This window comes from Pseudomonas persica, assembly GCF_900291015.1.
Classification (GTDB): Bacteria; Pseudomonadota; Gammaproteobacteria; order Pseudomonadales; family Pseudomonadaceae; genus Aquipseudomonas.
Map to the genome: position 1 here is coordinate 18,115 of NZ_OLKL01000014.1, position 20,041 is coordinate 38,155.

Consider the following 20,041-nt stretch of genomic DNA (forward strand, 5'->3'; position numbering starts at 1 on the left):
GGCACGGGCATGGAGCTGTACACCTATTACCGTTCCACCTCGTCCTACCGGGTGCGCATTGCCCTGGCACTGAAGGGGCTGGCCTACCAGTCCCTGCCGGTCAATCTGTTGCAGGGTGAGCAGCGCGGTGCGGGCTATGTCGCTGTCAACCCGCAGGGCCGGGTGCCGGCCTTGCGCACCGATGGCGGTGAACTGCTGGTGCAGTCGCCAGCGATCATTGAGTACCTGGAAGAGGTTTATCCACAGCCCGCGCTGCTGCCTGCCACGGCCGAGGCGCGCGCCAAGGTACGGGGCGTGGCGGCGATCATCGGTTGCGACATCCACCCACTGCACAACGTCAGCGTGCTCAACCGCCTGCGTCAGGCGGGCCAGGACGAAAGCCAGGTCAACCAGTGGATAGGGCACTGGATCAGCCAAGGGCTGGCGGCAGTGGAGCAACTGATCGGTGATCACGGCTTCTGCTTCGGTGATGAGCCCGGTCTGGCGGATGTCTACCTGATCCCGCAGTTGTACGCGGCCGAACGCTTCAACATCGACCTCGGCAGCTTCCCGCGCATCCTGCGGGTTGCCGCCCTGGCGGCCGGGCACCCGGCGTTCGCCCAGGCCCACCCGGCACAGCAGCCGGATAGCCCGGCTCAGTGAATGGAACGGTTCGCCGCCGGAAGCTTGCCGATACGTTCGGACAGTTTCAGGCGCTGGACTGGGTCTTCCGTCAGCAGTAACGCATGCTCCAGGTCGAAGCGCTCGGCCTGCGGGCAATCCAGGCGTTGGTAGAGCGAGGCGCGGGTCACGTAATCGCTGACCTGCACCGGGCCCAGTTGCATGACCCGCTCGGCATCGATCAGCGCCGCCAGGTGGTCGTCGTTGCTGATGTGCAGCTGGCGCAGGTTGCGTGACAGGCGTTGCAGCATTTGCTGCGGGCTGGCGCTGCGCATGTGCTCGGCCGTCAGCGCCACCTGCGGGCCGAACTGGCGAGCCAGCAGCTCACGGCAATCGTTAGGGTACAGGCGCCGGCCACCACAGGGGTCGAGCAGGTGATCGGCACCCGGCACGCGCAGCAGGAAATGGCCGGGGAAGCCTACGCCTTCAAGGGGGATGGACAAGCGCCGGGCCAGTTCCAGGGCGAGGATGGCCAAGGTAAGCGGTTGGCCACGGCGGCGCTGCAGCACCTTGTCCATCATCGCGGCATGCGGGCGCAGCGGGTGGTATTCATCCTGCTGGAAGCCCAAGGCATTGAGTTGGCGCAGCAGTGGCTGGGCCAGTTCGCACAACGGCAGCATCGGCAGGTTGGCGCTGATCTCGCGCTGCAGGTCATGCAGCTTGGCAAGGCTGGCTGCGGGCTCGACGCTGTGGTCGTGCTCGGCGGCAATCCATAATGCGGCTTCCAGCAGGGCGACGGGCTCGCGTTCCAGGCAGGCCAGGCAGGCTTGACGTGGCTTCATGGGACTTCTCCACACACGCTTGAGTATTAGCCGCGGCGCATGGTTTCGTCCAGTGGTCCGGCGGCGGCGCCAGCCTTGGGGCCACGCCTATACTGGAAGGAGCACCTCGTTGGGGAGCCCGTTGATGTTCGCACTGATGCAAAGCACCCGCACCCAGTCATTGCACCTGTTCACCGACCCGCCCACCGGCCTGAAAGCTGTGGTGGCGATTCACAGCGAGCAGTTGGGCCCGGCCATGGGCGGTTGTCGCTACCTGCCTTATGCCGATGATGAAAGCGCCATGACCGATGCCATTCGCCTGGCGCAGGGCATGAGCTACAAAGCGGCGCTGGCCGGCCTGCCACTGGGTGGTGGCAAGGCGGTGATCATGCGTAACCCGCATGTGGAAAACCGTGCCGCGCTGTTCGAGGCCTTTGGCCGCTTCATCGATACCTTGCAAGGGCGCTTCATCATCGCCGTGGACAGCGGCACTTCAACGCTGGACATGGACTGCATTGCCCAGAGCACTCCGCATGTGACCAGCACCACCGCCTCGGGTGACCCCTCACCCCATGCGGCGATGGGGGTTTTTGCCGGCATTCGTGCGACTACTTCGTTCCGCCTTGGCAGTGATGACCTGCAAGGGCTGCGGGTGGCAGTGCAAGGGCTGGGCAATGTCGGTTATGCGCTGGCGGAGCAACTGCATGCGGCGGGGGCGGACCTGCTGGTGAGCGATCTGGACCCCGGGCGGGTGCGACTGGCAGTGGAGCAGTTCAATGCCCATCCGGTGACCAACGACGCGTTGATCAGCACTCCTTGCGATATCTTTGCCCCTTGCGGCCTGGGACCGGTGCTGAACGGGCAGAGCGTGATGCAGTTGCGTTGCGCGGCAGTGGCGGGTGCGGCGAACAACCAGCTGACCACCTTGCAGGTAGCCGACCAGTTGGAGTCGCGCGGGATACTGTATGCGCCTGACTACGTGATCAATGCCGGTGGGTTGATCTACGTGGCGCTTACCCATCGTGGCGAAGACCTGGGCACCATCACTGCGCACCTGGCGCGAATACCTTCACGGCTGACCGAAGTGTTTGGACATGCGCAGGCCGAGAAGCGCTCGCCGGCGCGGGTGGCGCAGATGCTGGCGGAGCGGTTGCTCTATGGCTGAGGGTTGATACTGGCTTTGCTGGCCTCTTCGCGGGTAAACCCGCTCCCACAGGTAGGGCACAGCCCTCAATACCTGTGCGATACCCGCGAAGCAGGTGGCGCCGATATCACTCGGCAGCACCACCCTCGAGCAACTCGGCCAACGCATCCGGCTGGTTCTTGAATGCCCGGGCGAACACATCGCGGTTCTTGGCCATGTAGACACCGGCTTCCTCGACCTGCTGCTCGGTCAGCGAGGGCACTGCCTTGTGCAGTACTTCGGCCAGGCGCTCGGCCAGTTCGAGCATCTTGTCGTGACGGTCTGCTTCGGCCTTATCCATGAACAAGCGCTCCGGGTCGCGGCTGCTGCGGTACACCACTTCGACGGCCATTCATCACCTCTATGCCTTTTGCTGGGTTTTTACTGTATCCATATACAGTAATGGCAATGTTGATTGGTTCGCAAGCAGAAATTGTAGCGCGGCGCAAAGGGCTTACTGCTTCAGGCCGGTGATGGTCAGTTCGCGTACATAGCCCATCAGCTCTGAGGACTGCTCGCGGGCGTCCCGGCAAGGGATGCCTGGCTCGATGCGCAAGAGTGGGTGGGTGCCGTTTTCACCTTGGAAGAAGGTGGTTTTGCCGACGGTGGATTGGGTGTCTTCTGTGGTCATTTTTGAATCCCCTGAAAATTCTCGACTGCCTGGGCGGGCCCTTTCGCGGGTGAACCCGCTCCCACAGGTACTGCATCTACCTCAAGGCCCGTGGAGATCCGGTGGGAGCGGGTTTACCCGCGAAGAGGCCAGCCCAGGCAACGCAACACTCAAACCTCAGTGCAAAGTCCGAGGCTCAGCGGGCATCTGCACCTGAACCCGTGCCGACTCAAGCAAAGCCCGCAACGTCTCCAGCTCATGCATTGAAGTCATCATCAAAATCGATGCTGACGACTTGGGCTGAAGCAACAAGGCCTGATGCACCACGGTGGCTGCGCACAATGCATAGTCCATAGCCTGGATCAGGGTGTCTTCAAGGGTGGAAAGGCAAAGCCATGTGGTTAGTTCAGGGCGGCCTGTCAAAGCCGGTCGCTGTTTGGCAGCGACGATCCGAGACTAGTGCTCATCCCCGAACACCACAATGGCAGGGAGTATCTTTGGGAAATGCCCTACAAGGAAGGGGTTAAATCTGATTTTTCCCAGCACAGGGCCGTGTTTCTGGCAACTTGCCACGCCTCAAGGTGCCTTGCGGCAATCGGTCGCCTTCCAAGCCAGGGGCCTGGCCCTTTAACTGCATGGCACAAGCGTCACACCGGTGACGCATCATCCTTCAAGACGTATCGGGGAATGGAACATCGTGAACATCAAATGGGCAGAAAAGCTGCGCAAGGGCCTGCACGGCTCGGCCGACTCGCTGGGCAACCTGTGCGTCGAGGCATTCCATTACCTGGCGCTGTTCGGCATTGGCGCGATCACCGCCTATGCAGCGGTGATGACGTTCCTGGACATGCTCGGCAAGGGCGGGGTCAGTGTCGATGACATCCTGCTGCTGTTCATCTACCTGGAGCTGGGGGCGATGGTCGGTATCTACTTCAAGACCAACCACATGCCGATCCGCTTCCTGCTGTATGTGGCCATCACTGCGCTGACCCGCCTGCTGATCGGCGACGTCTCGCACCACAAGGCGCCGGACGTAGGGCTGTTGTACCTGTGCGGTGGCATCCTGTTACTGGCGTTCGCAATCCTGGTGGTGCGCTACGCCTCGTACCGCTACCCCTCGACCAAAGTGCTGGATGCCAACGGCAAGGAAGTGGAGGAGGGCAAGTAAGCCTCAGTTGGCGATGAAATGGCGTGGCTCGTGGCGGGCGTCGCGGGTCAGCGCGGCCAGCACCTGCAGCGGGTTCTGGCTGAGTTCGATGGCCAGGCCCAGGCGGATGCTGTCGATCACCCGCTGCAGGCGCACCGGGTCATTGCGCTGGGCCTGGGTGATCAGGCGCTTGGCGACCACGCCGGCGTCGTCGGACAGGGTCAGCATGATGCTGCCGTCGAGGTTTGCAATGCTCAGGTTGACCCGGTATTCGGGGGCGAATGCAGCACTGATTCGTTCGAATGGGTTGATCATGGTCGTGCTTCTGCGCTGAATGAATGCAGAAGTTGACCGGGTAAATCACCGGTTGGTTCAGCGCCATCGATCGATACAAACGAAAACGCCCGGCAGCAGGCCGGGCGTTTTGCATTGCCGATCAGGCGTCCGGGTCACTCAGTTCCAGGGCACCGCGCTTGCTGCGCAGCTTGCCGTAGAAGTGTTCCAGCGCATGGTTGAGCTTGGCGGCGGCACCATCGACCGCCAGGTCCAGCGAAGTGGCCGTGTGGGTCACGGAAATCGGTTGATGGCCTTTGGGGCGAGCCTCCATCTGGCAGCGTTTGTCATGCGGTCCGGGCTTGGCGCCGTTCTCGTCGCGCAGGTGAACCTCGATGCGGGTGAGGTCGTCCTCGTAACGTTCCAGCGAGTTCTGCAGTGTGCTGCGGACCCACTGGTCGAGCCGGGCATTGCCTTCGAAATGGTTGCTGCTGTTGACCTGGATTTGCATGATTCAATCCTTATTCAGCTTGCTCGCATGGAGACGCGCCTAGGCCTTTGAGACCCTTGGTATTTCTGCGTCTCTTGACTCTAAGGTCAGGCAATGGCGTGACGAATTCAAGCCCTTTTGGAAAATAAATTTCTTGTTGCATACAAGGCGACAGGCGGCGCATCGCTCGGCCTTTGCTTATGAGAATTGAAATCATTATTATTGCAGCCCCGTAAACGCCCGGACCTTCGCCATGACGCGCAAAACCGCCGGCCTCTCGCTCAGCTATCGCCTGGCCGTGACTTCACGCAGCCTGGCCGCGCTGCTGGGCGGCTACCTGCTGGCGTCCATGGCCAGCGTCTGTATTGCCCTGTTAGCGCCACTGGCGCAGGTCGATGCCACGCTCACCGGCCTGCTGTTGTCATTCGTCTTCTACCTGCTGGCGTTCATCTGGTGCTTCGCCTGCCGCAGCGCTTTGCGTGCCTGGCTGGGTGTGCTGGCGCCAAGCGTGTTGTTGGCGCTGATCAGCGGGTTGGCCTACTGGATGAGAACCCCATGAAAGAAGGCTTCCGCCAAGCCATGGCCTGGCTGCACACCTGGACTGGCCTGATCTTCGGCTGGCTGTTGTTCGCCATCTTCCTCACCGGCACGCTGTCGTACTTCAAGGAAGAAATCACCCACTGGTCGCAGCCTGAAGTGCGCAGCCATGCACTGGACCCAACCCATAGCCTGGAGGTGGCCCAGCGTTACCTGCAGGACAACGCCGGGCATTCCGGCACCTGGCTGATCCGTATGCCCAACGCACGCGAGGCCGCCTTGAGCGTGGGCTATCGCGACCCCGATGGCGGGCCACGCGGCATCGCCAGCAAGACCCTCGATACCCAGACCGGCCAGCCGGTGGAGGCGCGCGACAGTCGCGGTGGCGAATTCTTCTACCGCTTCCACTTCCAACTGCAGATGCCTCACCCCTTCGGCCGCTGGCTGTCGACGTTCTGTGCCTTCATCATGCTGCTGGGCCTGGTCACCGGCATCATCACCCACAAGAAGATCTTCAAGGAGTTCTTCACCTTCCGCCCTGGCAAGGGCCAGCGCTCCTGGCTGGACGGGCACAACGCCATCGGCGTGCTGGTGCTGCCGTTCCACCTGATGATCAGCTACAGCAGCCTGGTGCTGTTCATGTACCTGGTGATGCCGGCCGGCATCATGGCCAGCTACGGCAATGACACCGGCAAGTACTTCAACGACCTGTTCGGCCGTAACGCTGCGCCCAAGGCGGCCCATGTGGCCGCGCCGCTGGTACCGTTGCCGAGCCTGTACGCCAAGGTGCAGGACCTGCAACCGGGCGCGCGTATCGGCCGTATCCAGGTGGACAATGCCGGCGACAGCAATGCCCGCGTCACCTTCACCCAGTCCGCGGCCGACCATGTGGCCTATCGGCGCAGTGCCAACTGGACCTTCGATGGCGCCAGTGGTGCGCTGCTGAGCCAAGGCAAGCCGGAGAGCGCGGCGATGGTGACCGCCTTCAGCTTTGCCGGCCTGCACATGGGCAACTTCGCCGGGCCCTGGCTGCGCTGGCTGTACTTCTTCTTTGGCGTGGCCGGTACTGCGGTAATCGGTACCGGGTTGGTGATGTGGCTGGGCAAGCGCCAGCTCAAGCATGCCAACAGCGAACGCCTGCCGGGCGAACTGCGCCTGGTCGAAGTGCTCAATATCGCCAGCATGAGCGGCCTGCTGCTGGCCGTGGCGGGCTTCTTCTGGGCCAACCGCCTGATCCCCATGGGCGTCGAGGGCCGGGCCGACTGGGAGGTCAATGCCTTCTTCATCACCTGGGGCCTGTCGCTGGCGCATGCCGTGCTGCGCAGCGGGCGCCGGGCCTGGGGCGAGCAACTGGCGCTGGGTGCGCTGGCCTTCGCCTTGCTACCGCTGCTCAATGGCCTGACCACCAGCCAGGGCCTGAACCATTCGCTGCCGGTGGGTGACTGGGCCATGGCCGGCTTCGACCTGACCGCGCTGGGCAGCGGCCTGTTCCTGGCCTGGTTGGCCGGCAAAATGTTGCGCAGCCCGAAGCCGGTGGCCAAGCGCACCCCTCGTGCGGCAAAAAAAACGAGCACTGAAACGGTGGAGGCAAGTTGATGCTGGGTAGTGCACTGATCGCCTTCGCAGGCTCCGTTGCCTTGTGCCTGGCCAAGGAGAAACACTTCGTCGAGCTGCTCGGGCGCAAGCCGCGTCCGGGGCAGTTGCGCCTGTTGCGCAGTGCCGGCTGGCTGCTGCTGGTGCTGTCGCTGGTGCTCAGCGTGCACCTGCGCGGCGGGGCCCATGGCCTGGTGGAGTGGACCGCAGTGCTGATGGCCGGGGTGACCCTGTGGGTGTTCGGCCTGCCATATCAGCCCCGCCTGCTGCTGGGGCTTGCCACCGTCAGCGTGGTGCTGGGGCCGTTGCTGGCCGTGTTCGCCGAGTGACCCGGTGAGCGAGCCGGGCGACATGACCGAGGCGGATGCCGAAAGCGGCGGCGGGCGTGCGCGCTTCGTCCAGGTGTTCCAGGCCCAGCGGGCACGCATGGAGGCGCTGGTGAGCCGCCGGGTCGGCTGCCGGGCCACGGCATCGGACCTGGTCCAGGAGCTGTTCCTGCGCTTCTGGCGCCGCCCTGAGGTCAAGGTCGAGGCGCTGGACACCTACCTGCTGCGTTGCGCCGGCAACCTGGCCATCGACTACCTGCGCAGCGAAGGCAGCCGTGAACGCGTGGCCGAAGCTGTGCTGTCGGTGGATGAAGTGGCCATGGCCCAGGCCCCGGAGCAGGCCGTGGAGGTCGACCACGACTTGCGGCGCATCGAAGCTGCCTTGCGCGCCTTGCCTGAACGTACCCGGCAGATCTTCCTGCTCAACCGCATCCACGGCTGCAAGTACGGCGAGATCGCCAAGGCCATGCAACTTTCCCAGAGTGCTGTGGAAAAGCATATGATGCGCGCCCTCGAAGCGTGCAAGGCGAGTGTTGCCGAGCCCGCGTCCACCCCACGCCGGCCAGGGAGTGCCCGCCGATGAGCTGTTTATCGCCGATCACCGAGGCGCAGTCCCGGGCCGCGCTGCAATGGCTCAGCCGTATCAACGAGCAGCCCGCGCAGGCCGAGGGGGCTGCGTTCAAGCGCTGGCTGCTGAGCGACCCCGCGCACCGTGCGGCCTACGAACAGGCCCAGGCGTTGTGGCAGAACAGCGCCGCTCCGGCGGCGCGGCTGGCCAGCGAAGAACAGCAAACCCTGCAACGCTACCTTGATGCCATGGCCAGGCCACCGGCCCGTAGCGCGTGGTGGCGGGGAGCAGCACTGGCAATGGCGGCCTGCATGGTGCTGGCCGTCGGCGTTGCTGGTGGTTGGCATCCGGGTTACTGGTTGCAGGACTTGCGATCGGACTACAGCAGTGCCAGGCACGTTCGCCAGGTGACCTTGGCCGACCAGTCGCAGGTGACACTTGATGCGGCCAGTGCAATTGCGGTCGATTTCGCCCACGGCGAGCGTCGTGTGCGGCTACTCCATGGCGCGGCGTTCTTTCAGGTCTCGCATACCGGCGAGCCGTTCCTGGTCGAAGCAGGTGGTGGCGAGGTACGGGTGCTCGGTACCCAGTTCGAGGTGCGCGAGCAAGGCGACGGGGCCCAGGTCACGGTGCGCGGTGGGCGGGTGGCGGTGAGCCCGGCACAGGGCGCCTTGCCGCGTGAACTGACGGCCAACCAGCAGGCGGCCTACGCTGCCGGTCGAGTCGGCGACACCCTGGCGGTGGACAGCGACAACCGCTTGGCCTGGCGCCAAGGCTGGCTGAATTACTACCAGGTGCCGCTGGCGCAGGTGGTCGAGGACCTGGGGCGCTATTACCCGGGGCGCATCCTGTTGCTCGATGATGAGTTGGGGCAGCGCAAGGTCAGTGGCAGTTTCCCGGCGGCCGAGCCGTTGCTGGCGCTGGATTCGCTGGGCAAGGTGATGGGCTTTTCGCGGCAGACGGTGCTGGGGCGGTTTACCCTCATTCGGTAGGCGCCTGCACCGGCCCCTTCGCGGGTAAACCCGCTCCCACGTGCTCATTGCTTAAAGATCTGAAGGCACAGGTATCACACTGTGCTCAAGGCCTGTGGAAATCCCTGTGGGAGCGGGTTCACCCGCGAAGAGGCCGGCACAGGAAAATATTTTAGATAGCGGGTGAGGTAACAGGACGTGGCATCCGTGTAATGAGTGGAAGTGCGATTCATTCGCAGTCATATCTCTCTCTCAGGTCAGCGTCCATGAAGTTCACCCCGCGTTGCGTCCCCCTCTGGCTAGGCCTTTGCGCGCTGCCGGCCCTCGCTGTCGCCCCCTTGGCCTGCGCCGCCGAGCAACAGCAGGCGTACGTCTTCGCCCAGCCGGCGCAACCCCTGGCCCAGGCACTCAACGCCTTCAGCCGCACCACCGGCCAGAGCGTGGTCTACACCCTGGAACTGCCCGGTGTGCAGGCGCCGGCGCTGAATGGCAGGTTCAGCGCCGAGCAGGCCCTGCAACAGCTGCTGGGCACTACCGGGCTGGCCTGGCGCCGCGTCGATGCACGTACCCTTACCCTCGAGGCGGTGGACACCTCCGGCGCCCTCAACCTGCAGGCCACCACCGTGACCTCGCAACTGGACGACTACAGCTACCAGCCCCCGGCTACCGCCTCGATCATGCGCGGGCAGGGCCCGAGCCAGGACATCCCCCAGGCGATCAACGTGGTACCGGCCCAGGTCATCCGTGACCAGGCCCCGCGTAACCTCGACGACGCCCTGGCCAATGTCAGCGGCATCACCCAGGGCAACAACTTCGGCGGCACCTCCGACACGGTGATGAAGCGCGGCTTCGGCGACAACCGCGACGGCTCGATCATGCGCGATGGCATGCCGGTCGTGCAGGGCCGCAACCTCAACGCCAGCACCGAGCGGGTCGAAGTGCTCAAGGGCCCGGCCTCGCTGCTGTACGGCATCCAGGACCCGGGCGGGGTGATCAACGTGGTCAGCAAGCGGCCGCAGCTTGAGCAGTACAACGCCCTGACCGTGCGCGGGTCCACCTACGGCAGCGGCAAGAACGGCAGCGGCGGCGGCTTCGACAGCACTGGCGCGCTGGGCGACAGCAATTTCGCCTATCGCCTGATCGTCGACCACGAGGACGAGGACTACTGGCGCAACTACGGCGTGCACCGCGAATCGCTGGTGGCGCCGTCGCTGGCCTGGCTGGGCGACGACACCCAAGTGGTACTGGCCTACGAGCACCGCGAATTTCTCTATCCCTTCGACCGTGGCACGGCGTTCGGCAACAACGGCCACCCGCTGGACATCCCGGCCACGCGGCGCCTGGACGAGCCGTTCAACGACATGGAGGGGCGTTCCGACCTGTACCGTCTGGAAGTCGACCACCAGCTGGCCGATGCCTGGAAGCTGCACTTCGGCTACAGCTTCAACCGCGAAACCTATGATGCCAGCCAGGTGCGGGTGACTGGCGTAAATGAGAAAAGCGGCACGCTGGCGCGCAGCATCGACGGCACCCACAACGCCATGAGCCGTGACCAGTTCGCGACCCTGAGCCTGGCCGGCAATGTGCAGTTGGCAGGCATGCAGCACGACCTGCTGTTCGGCGTCGATCATGAGGACCGCAAGATCTTCCGTGGCGACCTGATCCGACAGGCGCCGCAATCCACCTTCAGCTATGTGAACCCGGTCTACGGCCAGGAAGTGGAGGGCACCACGGTAAAGGCCAGTGACAGTGACCAGACCGACAAGCTGCGTACCGACGCGCTGTTCGTGCAGGATGCGCTGCACCTGGACGATCACTGGATCCTGGTAGCCGGTGCGCGCTTCCAGCAATACGACCAGTACGCCGGCCGTGGCCGCCCGTTCAAGGCTAACACCGATACCAGTGGCCAAGCCTGGGTACCGCATGCCGGTATCGTCTACAAGGTCGATGACCAACTGTCGTTCTATGGCAGCTACAGTGAGTCGTTCAAGCCCAACTCCAGCATCGCACCGCTGAGTGGCGGTGTGGTACTGGATTCGTCGGTGGCCCCGGAGGAAGGCAAGTCGTGGGAGCTGGGTGCGAAGCTCGACATGCCAGGCCGCCTGACCGGCACCTTGGCGCTGTTCGACATCACCAAGCGCAACGTGCTGGTTTCCAACTATGACACCATCCTCCGCGAGACGGTCTACAGCAATGCCGGGGAGGTCAACTCGCGGGGTGTCGAACTGGACCTGACTGGCCAGATCAGCGACCGTTGGAGCCTGATTGGCAGCTATGCCTTCACCGATGCCAAGGTGACCAAGGACCCAGACCTGAAAGGCAACCGCCTGCAGAACGTGGCCCGGCACAGTGGCTCGCTGTCGGCGGTGTATGACTATGGCAGCCTGTTTGGCGGCGATCGCCTGCGTATTGGCGCAGGGGCGCGGTACGTGGGCGAGCGGGCTGGCAACCCGACCAACAGCTTTGAGCTGCCGTCCTATACCGTGGCCGATGCCTTTGCCAGCTACGAGACTCGGCTCGACGAGCACAAGGTACTGTTGCAACTGAACGTGAAGAACCTGTTCGACAAGGTGTATTACAGCTCGGCGGTGAACCAGTACTTCGTGGCGATTGGCGATGCGCGGCAGGTGAGCTTGTCCAGTACCTTCGAGTTCTAGGCCAGCCTGTACCGGCCTCTTCGCGGCTAAAGCCGCTCCCACAGATACTGCACTGCCCTTGAGGGTGGCGCTGCCCCTGTGGGAGCGGCTTTAGCCGCGAATGGCCGAACGGTACTCGCCAGGCGTTGCACCGACCGCCTGGCGGAACCGGTTGCTGAAATGGCTGGCACTGGCAAACCCGCACACCAGGGCGATCTCCCCCAACGGCATCACCCCCAACCGTAACAGCTGGCAGGCCCGGTGCAGCCGCCGGGCCAGTAGATACTGGTGCGGCGGCAGCCCGAAGCTGGCGCGGAACATGCGCGCAAAGTGGTATTCGGACAGGTTGCCGCGCAACGCCAGTTCGCCCAGGGTAATCGGCTGGTCCAGGTGCGCCTCGATGTAGTCGACCAGTTGCCGGCGCAGGTTCGGTGCCAGCCCGCCTTTCAGGCGCAGGCCCTGGCGCAGTCCGACCTGGCTGAGCAGCGCATGGTCGACGATCTCGTGCGCAAGGCTGCTGGCTAGCAAGCGTTCGCCAGGTTCGTCCCAGTTCAGGGTTATCAGCTGGCGAAAGCGCGTGGCCTGTTGCCGGTCATCAAGAAAGGTCGCTTCCTGCAGTTGCAGCTCACGTGGTTCCCGGTCGAGCAGGCGCACGCAGCCCAGGGCGAACTGCGCCTCGCTGACATACAGGTGTGCCAGGCGGATCGCGCCATTGACCACCCAGTTCGATTCCTGCCCGGCCGGCATCACGCACAGCTTGTCGGGCGCCCCTTTGTCGCCCGGGCGCTGGCGGCGGAAGGTACCGGTGCCGTCGGCGATGTAGCACGACAGGGTGTGATGACTCGGTGCCTGATAGTCGCGGGCATCGTCGCGGTTGCTCCACAACGCCGCCGCCAGCCCGTCGCCCAGGTGCGCGCTCAGCTCCAGCCGGGCGTGTGGCGAGGCATGCAGGGCGTTGAACACTTGCAGCTGAGTGAGTGGGGTCATGGGCGGTTCCTCTTGCCAGCCATCCTACTGCGCCTTGGGCGGGCTTACAGCTACCCGCAAGACAAATGCGCAAGTTTGTGCAAGCGCGTGGTGGCCCGGCAGGAGAACACTGACCTGCCTCGGCGAGGGCTGCGCCCTCGATTCGCGGGTGAACCCGCTCCCACAGGGACTGCGCCAGCCTTGAGAGCGGCGCACTCCCTGTGGGAGCGGCTTTAGCCGCGAAGCGCCGGGCACCGATCCTGAAAGGCCCAAGGAACCGCCGCCATGAACCTGTCACTCTACCTGCTCACCGTCCTGATCTGGGGCACCACTTGGATCGCCCTGAAACTCCAGTTGGGCGTGGTCGCCATTCCGGTCTCGATCGTCTACCGCTTTGCCCTGGCCGGGCTGATCCTGTTCGCCTTGCTGCTGCTCACCCGTCGCCTGCAGCCGATGAACAAACGCGGCCACCAGATCTGCCTGGCCCAGGGCCTGTGCCTGTTCTGTGTCAACTTCATCTGCTTCCTCAGCGCCAGCCAGTGGCTCGCCAGCGGCCTGATCGCCGTGGTGTTCTCCACCGCCACCCTGTGGAATGCGCTCAACGCGCGGATCTTCTTCGGCCAGAAGATCGCCAGCAATGTGCTTGGCGGCGGCGCCCTGGGGCTACTTGGCCTGGGCCTGCTGTTCTGGCCGGAGCTATCGCACCAGGCGGCCAGCCGCGAAACCCTGTACGGCCTCGGCCTGGCCCTGCTCGGTACGCTGTGCTTCTCGGCCGGCAACATGCTGTCGAGCATGCAGCAGAAGGCCGGGCTCAAGCCCATGACCACCAATGCCTGGGGCATGGTCTACGGGGCAGCGATGTTGGCGCTGTTCTGCGTGGTCAGCGGCGTGCCGTTCAGCATGGAGTGGAACGTGCGGTATATCGGCTCGTTGCTGTACTTGGTGGTGCCGGGCTCGGTGATCGCCTTTACCGCCTACCTGACCCTGGTCGGGCGCATGGGGCCGGAGCGGGCAGCTTACTGCACGGTGCTGTTCCCGTTGGTGGCGTTGAATGTTTCGGCGGTGGCCGAGGGCTATCAGTGGACCGCACCGGCCTTGTCGGGGTTGGTAGCGGTGATGGCGGGGAACGTGCTGGTGTTTCGCAAGCCCAAGGCCCGGGTGGCTGAGGGTGTTGTGGTGGCCAAATAGGTAATGGGTTGCCTGCACTGGCCCTATCGCCGGCAAGCCAGCTCCCACAAGTACTGCACAAGGCTCAGGCCGGTGGGTTACCTGTGGGAGCTGGCTTGCCGGCGATAGGGCCGGTGCAGGCAGTAGAGGGCTATCAGCCCTTCCACACCTGCGGATTGACCAGGTCCTGCGGTCGCTCACCCAGCAGCGCTGCGCGCAGGTTGTCGATTGCCCGGTTGGCCATGGCCTCGCGGGTTTCGGCAGTGGCCGAGCCAACGTGCGGCAAGGTCAGCGCATTGGGCAGCTTGAACAGCGGCGAATCGCTCAGCGGCTCTTTCTCGTACACGTCCAGGCCCGCACCACGAATGGTGCCGTTCTGCAGTGCTTCGATCAGCGCAGCTTCATCCACCACCGGCCCGCGGGCGATGTTGATCAGGAACGCGCTTGGCTTCATCAGTTGCAACTCACGCGCACCGATCAGCTTGCGGGTGGCATCGGACAACGGCACCACGATGCAGACGAAATCGGCTTCAGCCAGCAGTTGCTCCAGGCTGCGGAACTGCGCCCCCAGCTCTTGCTCCAGCGCGGTCTTGCGGCTATTGCCGGAATAGATGACCGGCATGTTGAAACCGAACCGGCCGCGACGGGCAATGGCGGCACCGATGTTGCCCATGCCGACGATGCCCAACGTCTTGCCATGCACATCGCTGCCGAAGTGGGCCGGGCCCACGGTGGCCTGCCAGTTGCCGGCCTTGGTCCACGCGTCCAGCTCGGCGGTGCGGCGGGCGCAGCCCATGATCAGCGAGAAGCCCAGGTCGGCGGTGCTTTCGGTCAGCACGTCGGGGGTGTTGGTCAAGGCGATGCTGCGTTCGTTGAAGTAGTCCAGGTCGTAGTTGTCGTAGCCAACCGACACGCTGGATACCACTTCGAGCCTGGCCGCCCCTTCGAGTTGCGCCCGGCCGAGCTTGCGGCCAACGCCGATCAGGCCATGGGCCTCGGGCAGGGCTTCGTTGAACTGGGCATTGATATCACCGAGCTTGGGGTTCGGCACGATCACGTTGAAGTCTTGCTGCAGGCGTTCGGCCATGGCCGGGGTGATACGGCTGAAGGCCAGGACGGTCTTTTTCATCGGGCTACTTCTCTGCAAGGCGTTGGGGCGGTGGGGGGTTCTTCGCGGGTGAACCCGCTCCCACAGGTATTGCACAGGCCTGGAGGGCGGTGGTGTACCTGTGGGAGCGGGTTTACCCGCGAAGAAGCCGGCAATGGTTAGCAACCTACCATTGTCCGCCCCCGCAATGCAGCAGCTTTTTAGTTGGCGATCATCACCTGATGGGTTTTCAGGTCCGCCTCATGGGCTGCAAGAATTTCCGGCAGCGAGTTGCGCAGGTACTCGACCCAGGTCTTGATCTTGGCATCCAGGTACTGCCGCGACGGGTAGATGGCGTACAGGTTCAGCTCCTGCAGCCGATACTCGGGCAGTACCCGCACCAGGCTGCCGTCGCGCAGGCCGTCGATGGCCGAATAGATCGGCAGCACGCCCACACCCATGCCGCTGCGGATCGCAGTCTTCATGGCATCGGCAGTATTCACCATGAACGGCGAGCTGGTGATGTTGACCATTTCCTGGCCTTCCGGCCCGTCGAACAGCCACTTTTCCAGCGGGATCACCGGGCTGACCATGCGCAGGCAGGCGTGCTTGAGCAGGTCGGCAGGCTTGTGCGCCACGCCGTGGCGGGCGATGTAGGCGGGCGAGGCGCAGACGATGCTGTAGGTGATGCCCAGGCGCTGGGACACGAACCCCGAGTCGGGCAGTTCGGTGGCCAGCACGATGGACACGTCATAGCCCTCGTCGAGCAGGTCGGGCACGCGGTTGGCCATGGTCAGGTCGAAGGTAACGTCCGGGTGCGATTCGCGGTAGCGGGCGATGGCGTCGACCACGAAGTGCTGGCCGACCCCGGTCATCGAGTGCACCTTCAACATCCCGGCCGGGCGGGCATGGGCGTCGCTGGCCTCGGCCTCGGCTTCTTCGACATAGGTAAGAATCTGTTCGCAACGCATCAGGTAGCGCTTGCCGGCTTCGGTCAGCGCAATGCGGCGGGTAGTACGGTTGAGCAGCCTTGTTTGCAGATGGGCTTCCAGGTTGGAGACCGCGCGCGACACGTTCGCGGTGGTCGTATCCAGTTGCCCGGCGGCGGCAGTAAAGCTGCCGAGTTGAGCTACGCAACTGAAAGCACGCATGTTTTGCAGGGTGTCCATGGGTCACTCTCGATTTAGAGGACAAAATTGTGTCACGAAGTAACGTAAAAGAGATGAAAAGTTGCCTTCGACCAAAGGCGGATTATCGCCGTTTTGGTAACAAAGATTCGCAGGAATCCACGCTTATCGCCAGTGCTGCCGCCCCCTAGAATTGCCCGGCCCCTTCACCTCTTCCTCGGGAAATCGCAGCTGTGCCGCGTCGCATCATCAGAACGCTCAATGCGTTCAGTGCCTGTGCCCTTGCCCTCACCTTGAGCGGTTGTATCGGAACCTGGGGCATTGCCCCGCAAAGCAAGACGCTGCAAGCCAACACCCTGACCACCGACGCCGCCATACGCGAAGCCGCGACCGACGCCCACTGGCCCGACCAGCAGTGGTGGCACGCCTATGGTGACCCACAGCTGGACCGCTGGGTTGCCTTGGCCGTGGCCGGTAGCCCGAGCCTGGCCTTGGCTGCGGCGCGGGTGCGCGAAGCCAAGGCCATGGCCGGTGTGGTCGAGTCGGCGGAAAAGCTGCAGGCCAACGGCCAGGCCACGCTCAAGCGCCACAACTGGCCTGAAGACCAGTTCTATGGCCCGGGCGCGCTGTCCGGCGCCAACACCTGGGACAACAACGCCGCGATTGGCTTCAGCTATGCGCTCGACCTGTGGGGCCGCGAACGCAATGCCAGCGAGCAGGCCGTGGACCAGGCGCACATGAGCGTGGCCGAAGTCCGCCAGGCGCAGCTGGAACTGCAGAACAATGTGGTACGCGCCTACATCCAGCTGAGCCTGCACTTCGCCCAGCGCGATATCGTCAAGGCCGAGCTTGTGCAGCAGGAGCAGATCCTGGCCCTGGCCAAGCGCCGCCTGGATGCCGGCATCGGCACCCACTTCGAAGTCAGCCAGGCCGAAGCGCCGCTGCCGGAAACCCACCGCCAGCTCGACAGCCTCGACGAAGAAATTGCCCTGACCCGCAACCAGCTGGCCGCCCTGGCGGGCAAGGGGCCGGGGGAGGGCGCACAGTTGCAGCGTCCGAGCCTGGCCCTGGCCGCACCGCTGAAACTGCCGTCCAACCTGCCGGCCGAACTGGTCGGCCAACGCCCCGACGTGGTCGCCAGTCGCTGGCAGGTAGCCGCCCAGGCGCGTGGCATCGATGTTGCCCACGCCGGCTTCTTCCCCAACGTCGACCTGGTCGGCAGCCTGGGCTTCATGGCTACCGGCGGTGGCCCGCTGGAGTTCCTCACCGGGCGCAAGTTCAACTACAACGTCGGCCCGGCCATCAGCCTGCCGATCTTCGACGGTGGCCGGCTGCGCTCGCAGCTGGGCGTGGCCTCGGCGGGCTATGACGTCGCCGTGGCGCGCTACAACCAGACCGTGGTCGGTGCGCTGAAGAACATCTCTGACCAGCTGATCCGCCGCGAGTCGATGACGGAGCAGTCGCACTTCGCCGCCGAGTCGGTCGCGGCCGCGCAGAAAACCTACGACATCGCCATGGTCGCTTTCCAGCGTGGCCTTACCGACTACCTCAACGTGCTCAACGCCCAGACCTTGCTGCTGCGCCAGCAGCAGGTGCAACAGCAGGTGCAGGCCGCCCGCCTGATTGCTCATGCCGAGCTGGTCACTGCCTTGGGCGGCGGCTTGCAGGCTGGTCAGGACGTGCCGAAAGAGGAGCGTCAGGCAGCGCCGAAAACCCCGGCCACCCTGGCCATTTTCGACAAGAAGCCGGATAACGCCGAATGAGCACTTCCAGTTTGCCCGTGCGCTGGCTGCAGAGCCTGGAATGGCGCCGGGGCTTCTTTGCCTGGGCGCGCACCGACGGCGTGACCTGGGTGTACATCTTCAAGGTGCTGGCCGCAGCGTTCATCACCCTGTGGCTGGCCATGCGCCTGGAGCTGCCGCAACCACGCACGGCGATGATCACCGTGTTCATCGTCATGCAGCCGCAAAGCGGACATGTGTTCGCCAAGAGCTTCTATCGGGTACTCGGCACCCTGGCTGGCTCGGCGATGATGGTGGCGCTGATCGCCATCTTCCCGCAGAACACCGAGCTGTTTCTGCCCAGCCTGGCCTTGTGGGTGGGCCTGTGCTCGGCCGGTGCCATGCGCTACCGCACTTTCCGCGCCTATGGCTTCGTGCTGGCCGGCTACACCGCAGCGATGATCGGCCTGCCGGTGCTGCAACACCCCGACCAGGCGTTCATGGCGGCGGTATGGCGGGTGCTGGAAATTGCCCTGGGCATCCTCGTTTCCACCTTCGTCAGTGCCGCGATCCTGCCGCAGTCGGCCAGCGCCGCCATGCGCAACGCCTTGTACCAGCGCTTTGGCGTGTTTGCCGGGGTGGTGGTCGAGGCCTTGCGCGGTGACAGCCAGCGCGACCGTTTCGAGAGCAGCAACGTGCGCTTTGTTGCCGAGGCGGTGGGCCTTGAAAGCCTGCGTAACGTCACCGCCTTCGAAGATCCGCACATGCGCCGCCGCAGCGGCCGGCTGGTGCGGATGAACAGCGAGTTCATGGCCATCACTACGCGCTTCAATGCCCTGCACCGTTTGCTGGAGCGCCTGCGCGCCCGTGGCCCGCTGCAGATCGTCGGCGCCATCGAGCCGGGCCTGAACACCCTGGTGGAACTGTTGCAACCCTACGTGGGCCGGGCGCTGACCGACGCCGATGCGCTGCGCCTGACCCTGGAGCTGGCCGCCTACAAGGAAGGCCTGCAGGCCCAGGTCCGCGGCCTGCGCGCCGAGTACCTGGCGACCGAACCGAGCGAGTCCGACCTGCTCGACTTCCACACCGCCTTCGAGCTGCTCTACCGCCTCGTCGACGAGATGTACAGCTACGCCGAAACCCACGCCTCGCTGGCCGCGCACCGGCACGAACGCGAGCAGTGGGATGAGCCCTACGTGGCGCAGACCAGCTGGCTGGTGTCGTTGGCCGCCGGTGTGCGTGCCTCGGCGGTGCTGTTGCTGCTGGGCAGCTACTGGCTGTTCAGCGACTGGCCCAGCGGCGCCATGATGACCCTGATCGCCACCGTCACCGTGGGCCTCTCGGCGGCCTCGCCGAACCCCAAGCGCATGTCGTTCCAGATGGCCTGCGGCACGGCCATGGGTGCCTTCGTCGGCTTCTTCGAAACCTTCTTCGTGTTCCCCTGGATCGACGGTTTCCCGCTGCTGTGCATGGTCCTGGCGCCAGTGTTCGTACTGGGCGCGTTCCTTTCGTCACGGCCGGCCTATGCCGGCTACGGCATCGGCCTGCTGGTGTTCTTCGCCATCGGTTCGGTGCCGAACAACCTCACCGTGTATGACCCGTACACCTTCATCAACGACTACATCGGCATGGTCATCGGCATGTTCGTCTGTGCCGCTGCCGGGGCGATCATCCTGCCGCCCAACAGCCGCTGGTTGTGGAGCCGCCTGGAGCAGGAGCTGCGCGAGCAGGTGCTGTTCGCCATCAGCGGCCGCCTGCGTGGCATCGGCACGGCCTTCGAAAGCCGCACCCGTGACCTGCTGCACCAGGCCTATGGTCTGGCCGCTGGCAAGCCGCAGGTGCAGAGCCAGCTGATGGGCTGGATGTTCACCGTGCTGGAGATCGGTCACGCTGTCATCGAGCTGCGCAAGGAGCAGGCCCGTGCGCCGGTGCACCCGGCCTACGCCGAGTCGCAGCCCTGGCGCCAGGCGATCCGCGTGATGGGTCGTGCTCTGGCCCGGCTGTTCCTGCAGCCCAGCGCCAGCAACCACGAGCGCGCGCTGGTGGCAGTGGACCATGCCATCGCCCGTGTGCAGGCCACCGACGAGCCCTTCGCCCGCCACTTCGACACTTCGGTGCTGCGCCGCGCGCAAAGCTACCTGCACTTCATCCGTTCTTCCCTGCTCGACCCACAGTCGCCGTTGGCAGCGGCGAAAGGACTGCCCGATGCTCCGTGAAA

20 protein-coding genes and 1 pseudogene are annotated in these 20,041 nt (G+C 64.4%); 12 read left to right on the plus strand and 9 right to left on the minus strand.

The genetic code is table 11. The features are described 5' to 3' along the window. The first annotated feature begins 9 nt into the window (after nucleotides 1-9). On the plus strand, nucleotides 10-642 hold the full coding sequence (maiA, locus tag FQ664_RS06780) for a maleylacetoacetate isomerase (protein WP_144171051.1): 633 nt from the start codon (nucleotides 10-12) through the stop codon (nucleotides 640-642). On the opposite strand, the gene FQ664_RS06785 is transcribed toward maiA, so the two are convergent. After that, nucleotides 636-1,442, minus strand: a complete 807-nt coding sequence (locus tag FQ664_RS06785; protein ID WP_144171053.1) for a SirB1 family protein — start codon at nucleotides 1,440-1,442, stop codon at nucleotides 636-638. The genes maiA and FQ664_RS06785 overlap by 7 nt on opposite strands. A 124-nt stretch (nucleotides 1,443-1,566) precedes the next feature. On the opposite strand from FQ664_RS06785, the gene FQ664_RS06790 reads away from it, so the two are divergent. Then, nucleotides 1,567-2,586: a Leu/Phe/Val dehydrogenase gene (locus FQ664_RS06790; RefSeq protein ID WP_144171055.1), complete on the plus strand. Its 1,020-nt coding sequence runs from the start codon at nucleotides 1,567-1,569 to the stop codon at nucleotides 2,584-2,586. A gap of 106 nt (nucleotides 2,587-2,692) precedes the next feature. On the opposite strand, the gene FQ664_RS06795 is transcribed toward FQ664_RS06790, so the two are convergent. The 3 genes and pseudogenes from FQ664_RS06795 to FQ664_RS27735 all read right to left on the minus strand — a co-directional run bounded on the left by FQ664_RS06795 (nucleotide 2,693) and on the right by FQ664_RS27735 (nucleotide 3,637). Continuing rightward, entirely contained in the window at nucleotides 2,693-2,956 is a 264-nt protein-coding gene (locus FQ664_RS06795) for a YebG family protein (protein ID WP_144171057.1), read from the minus strand. 111 nt (nucleotides 2,957-3,067) lie between these two features. Then, a pseudogene (locus FQ664_RS06800) lies at nucleotides 3,068-3,235 on the minus strand (DUF3077 domain-containing protein); the annotation flags it as partial. Nucleotides 3,236-3,391: 156 nt separating this feature from the next. Continuing rightward, nucleotides 3,392-3,637: a hypothetical protein gene (locus FQ664_RS27735; protein ID WP_144171059.1), complete on the minus strand. Its 246-nt coding sequence runs from the start codon at nucleotides 3,635-3,637 to the stop codon at nucleotides 3,392-3,394. A 274-nt stretch (nucleotides 3,638-3,911) separates the two neighbouring features. On the opposite strand from FQ664_RS27735, the gene FQ664_RS06810 reads away from it, so the two are divergent. Continuing rightward, nucleotides 3,912-4,382 carry a phosphate-starvation-inducible protein PsiE gene (locus FQ664_RS06810; RefSeq protein ID WP_144171061.1) on the plus strand — a complete coding sequence of 157 codons (471 nt, stop codon included), beginning with the start codon at nucleotides 3,912-3,914 and terminating at the stop codon, nucleotides 4,380-4,382. A gap of 3 nt (nucleotides 4,383-4,385) precedes the next feature. Here FQ664_RS06810 and FQ664_RS06815 read toward each other — a convergent pair whose 3' ends face one another. Both FQ664_RS06815 and FQ664_RS06820 read right to left on the minus strand, forming a co-directional pair. Continuing rightward, nucleotides 4,386-4,676: a DUF3509 domain-containing protein gene (locus FQ664_RS06815; protein WP_144171062.1), complete on the minus strand. Its 291-nt coding sequence runs from the start codon at nucleotides 4,674-4,676 to the stop codon at nucleotides 4,386-4,388. A gap of 121 nt (nucleotides 4,677-4,797) precedes the next feature. Beyond that, entirely contained in the window at nucleotides 4,798-5,145 is a 348-nt protein-coding gene (locus FQ664_RS06820) for an HPF/RaiA family ribosome-associated protein (protein WP_144171064.1), read from the minus strand. Nucleotides 5,146-5,377: 232 nt separating this feature from the next. On the opposite strand from FQ664_RS06820, the gene FQ664_RS06825 reads away from it, so the two are divergent. From FQ664_RS06825 to FQ664_RS06850, 6 genes are all read left to right on the plus strand, one after another. After that, nucleotides 5,378-5,683 carry a DUF3649 domain-containing protein gene (locus FQ664_RS06825; RefSeq protein ID WP_144171066.1) on the plus strand — a complete coding sequence of 102 codons (306 nt, stop codon included), beginning with the start codon at nucleotides 5,378-5,380 and terminating at the stop codon, nucleotides 5,681-5,683. Further along, a complete protein-coding gene (locus FQ664_RS06830) occupies nucleotides 5,680-7,257 on the plus strand; it encodes a PepSY-associated TM helix domain-containing protein (RefSeq protein WP_144171068.1) in 1,578 nt (525 codons plus the stop codon). The genes FQ664_RS06825 and FQ664_RS06830 overlap by 4 nt, the downstream gene beginning before the upstream one ends. After that, nucleotides 7,257-7,583, plus strand: coding sequence for a DUF3325 domain-containing protein (locus FQ664_RS06835; protein WP_144171069.1), 327 nt, complete (start codon nucleotides 7,257-7,259; stop codon nucleotides 7,581-7,583). Before FQ664_RS06830 ends, FQ664_RS06835 begins: the two co-directional genes overlap by 1 nt. Nucleotides 7,584-7,605: 22 nt before the next feature. Next, nucleotides 7,606-8,163: an RNA polymerase sigma factor gene (locus FQ664_RS06840; RefSeq protein WP_178090957.1), complete on the plus strand. Its 558-nt coding sequence runs from the start codon at nucleotides 7,606-7,608 to the stop codon at nucleotides 8,161-8,163. Further along, nucleotides 8,160-9,140, plus strand: a complete 981-nt coding sequence (locus FQ664_RS06845; protein WP_144171073.1) for a FecR family protein — start codon at nucleotides 8,160-8,162, stop codon at nucleotides 9,138-9,140. The genes FQ664_RS06840 and FQ664_RS06845 overlap by 4 nt, the downstream gene beginning before the upstream one ends. A 245-nt stretch (nucleotides 9,141-9,385) precedes the next feature. Beyond that, entirely contained in the window at nucleotides 9,386-11,776 is a 2,391-nt protein-coding gene (locus FQ664_RS06850; protein WP_144171075.1) for a TonB-dependent siderophore receptor, read from the plus strand. A 90-nt stretch (nucleotides 11,777-11,866) separates the two neighbouring features. On the opposite strand, the gene FQ664_RS06855 is transcribed toward FQ664_RS06850, so the two are convergent. Next, nucleotides 11,867-12,742, minus strand: a complete 876-nt coding sequence (locus FQ664_RS06855) for a helix-turn-helix domain-containing protein (RefSeq protein ID WP_144171077.1) — start codon at nucleotides 12,740-12,742, stop codon at nucleotides 11,867-11,869. A gap of 264 nt (nucleotides 12,743-13,006) precedes the next feature. On the opposite strand from FQ664_RS06855, the gene FQ664_RS06860 reads away from it, so the two are divergent. Next, nucleotides 13,007-13,909, plus strand: coding sequence for a DMT family transporter (locus FQ664_RS06860; RefSeq protein ID WP_144171078.1), 903 nt, complete (start codon nucleotides 13,007-13,009; stop codon nucleotides 13,907-13,909). A gap of 133 nt (nucleotides 13,910-14,042) precedes the next feature. Here the strand turns inward: FQ664_RS06860 and FQ664_RS06865 are convergent, their stop codons facing one another. Beyond that, entirely contained in the window at nucleotides 14,043-15,017 is a 975-nt protein-coding gene (locus tag FQ664_RS06865) for a 2-hydroxyacid dehydrogenase (protein WP_144171079.1), read from the minus strand. Between the two features lie 179 nt (nucleotides 15,018-15,196). Next, the gene (locus FQ664_RS06870) at nucleotides 15,197-16,144 is read right to left on the minus strand and encodes a LysR family transcriptional regulator (protein ID WP_015271759.1); all 948 of its coding nucleotides are present in this window, start codon (nucleotides 16,142-16,144) and stop codon (nucleotides 15,197-15,199) included. Between the two features lie 191 nt (nucleotides 16,145-16,335). Here FQ664_RS06870 and FQ664_RS06875 point away from each other — a divergent pair, with 191 nt between their 5' ends. Beyond that, entirely contained in the window at nucleotides 16,336-17,865 is a 1,530-nt protein-coding gene (locus FQ664_RS06875) for an efflux transporter outer membrane subunit (RefSeq protein WP_144171081.1), read from the plus strand. After that, nucleotides 17,862-20,039, plus strand: coding sequence for an FUSC family protein (locus FQ664_RS06880; protein ID WP_144171082.1), 2,178 nt, complete (start codon nucleotides 17,862-17,864; stop codon nucleotides 20,037-20,039). The genes FQ664_RS06875 and FQ664_RS06880 overlap by 4 nt, the downstream gene beginning before the upstream one ends. The last annotated feature ends 2 nt before the right edge of the window (nucleotides 20,040-20,041 follow it).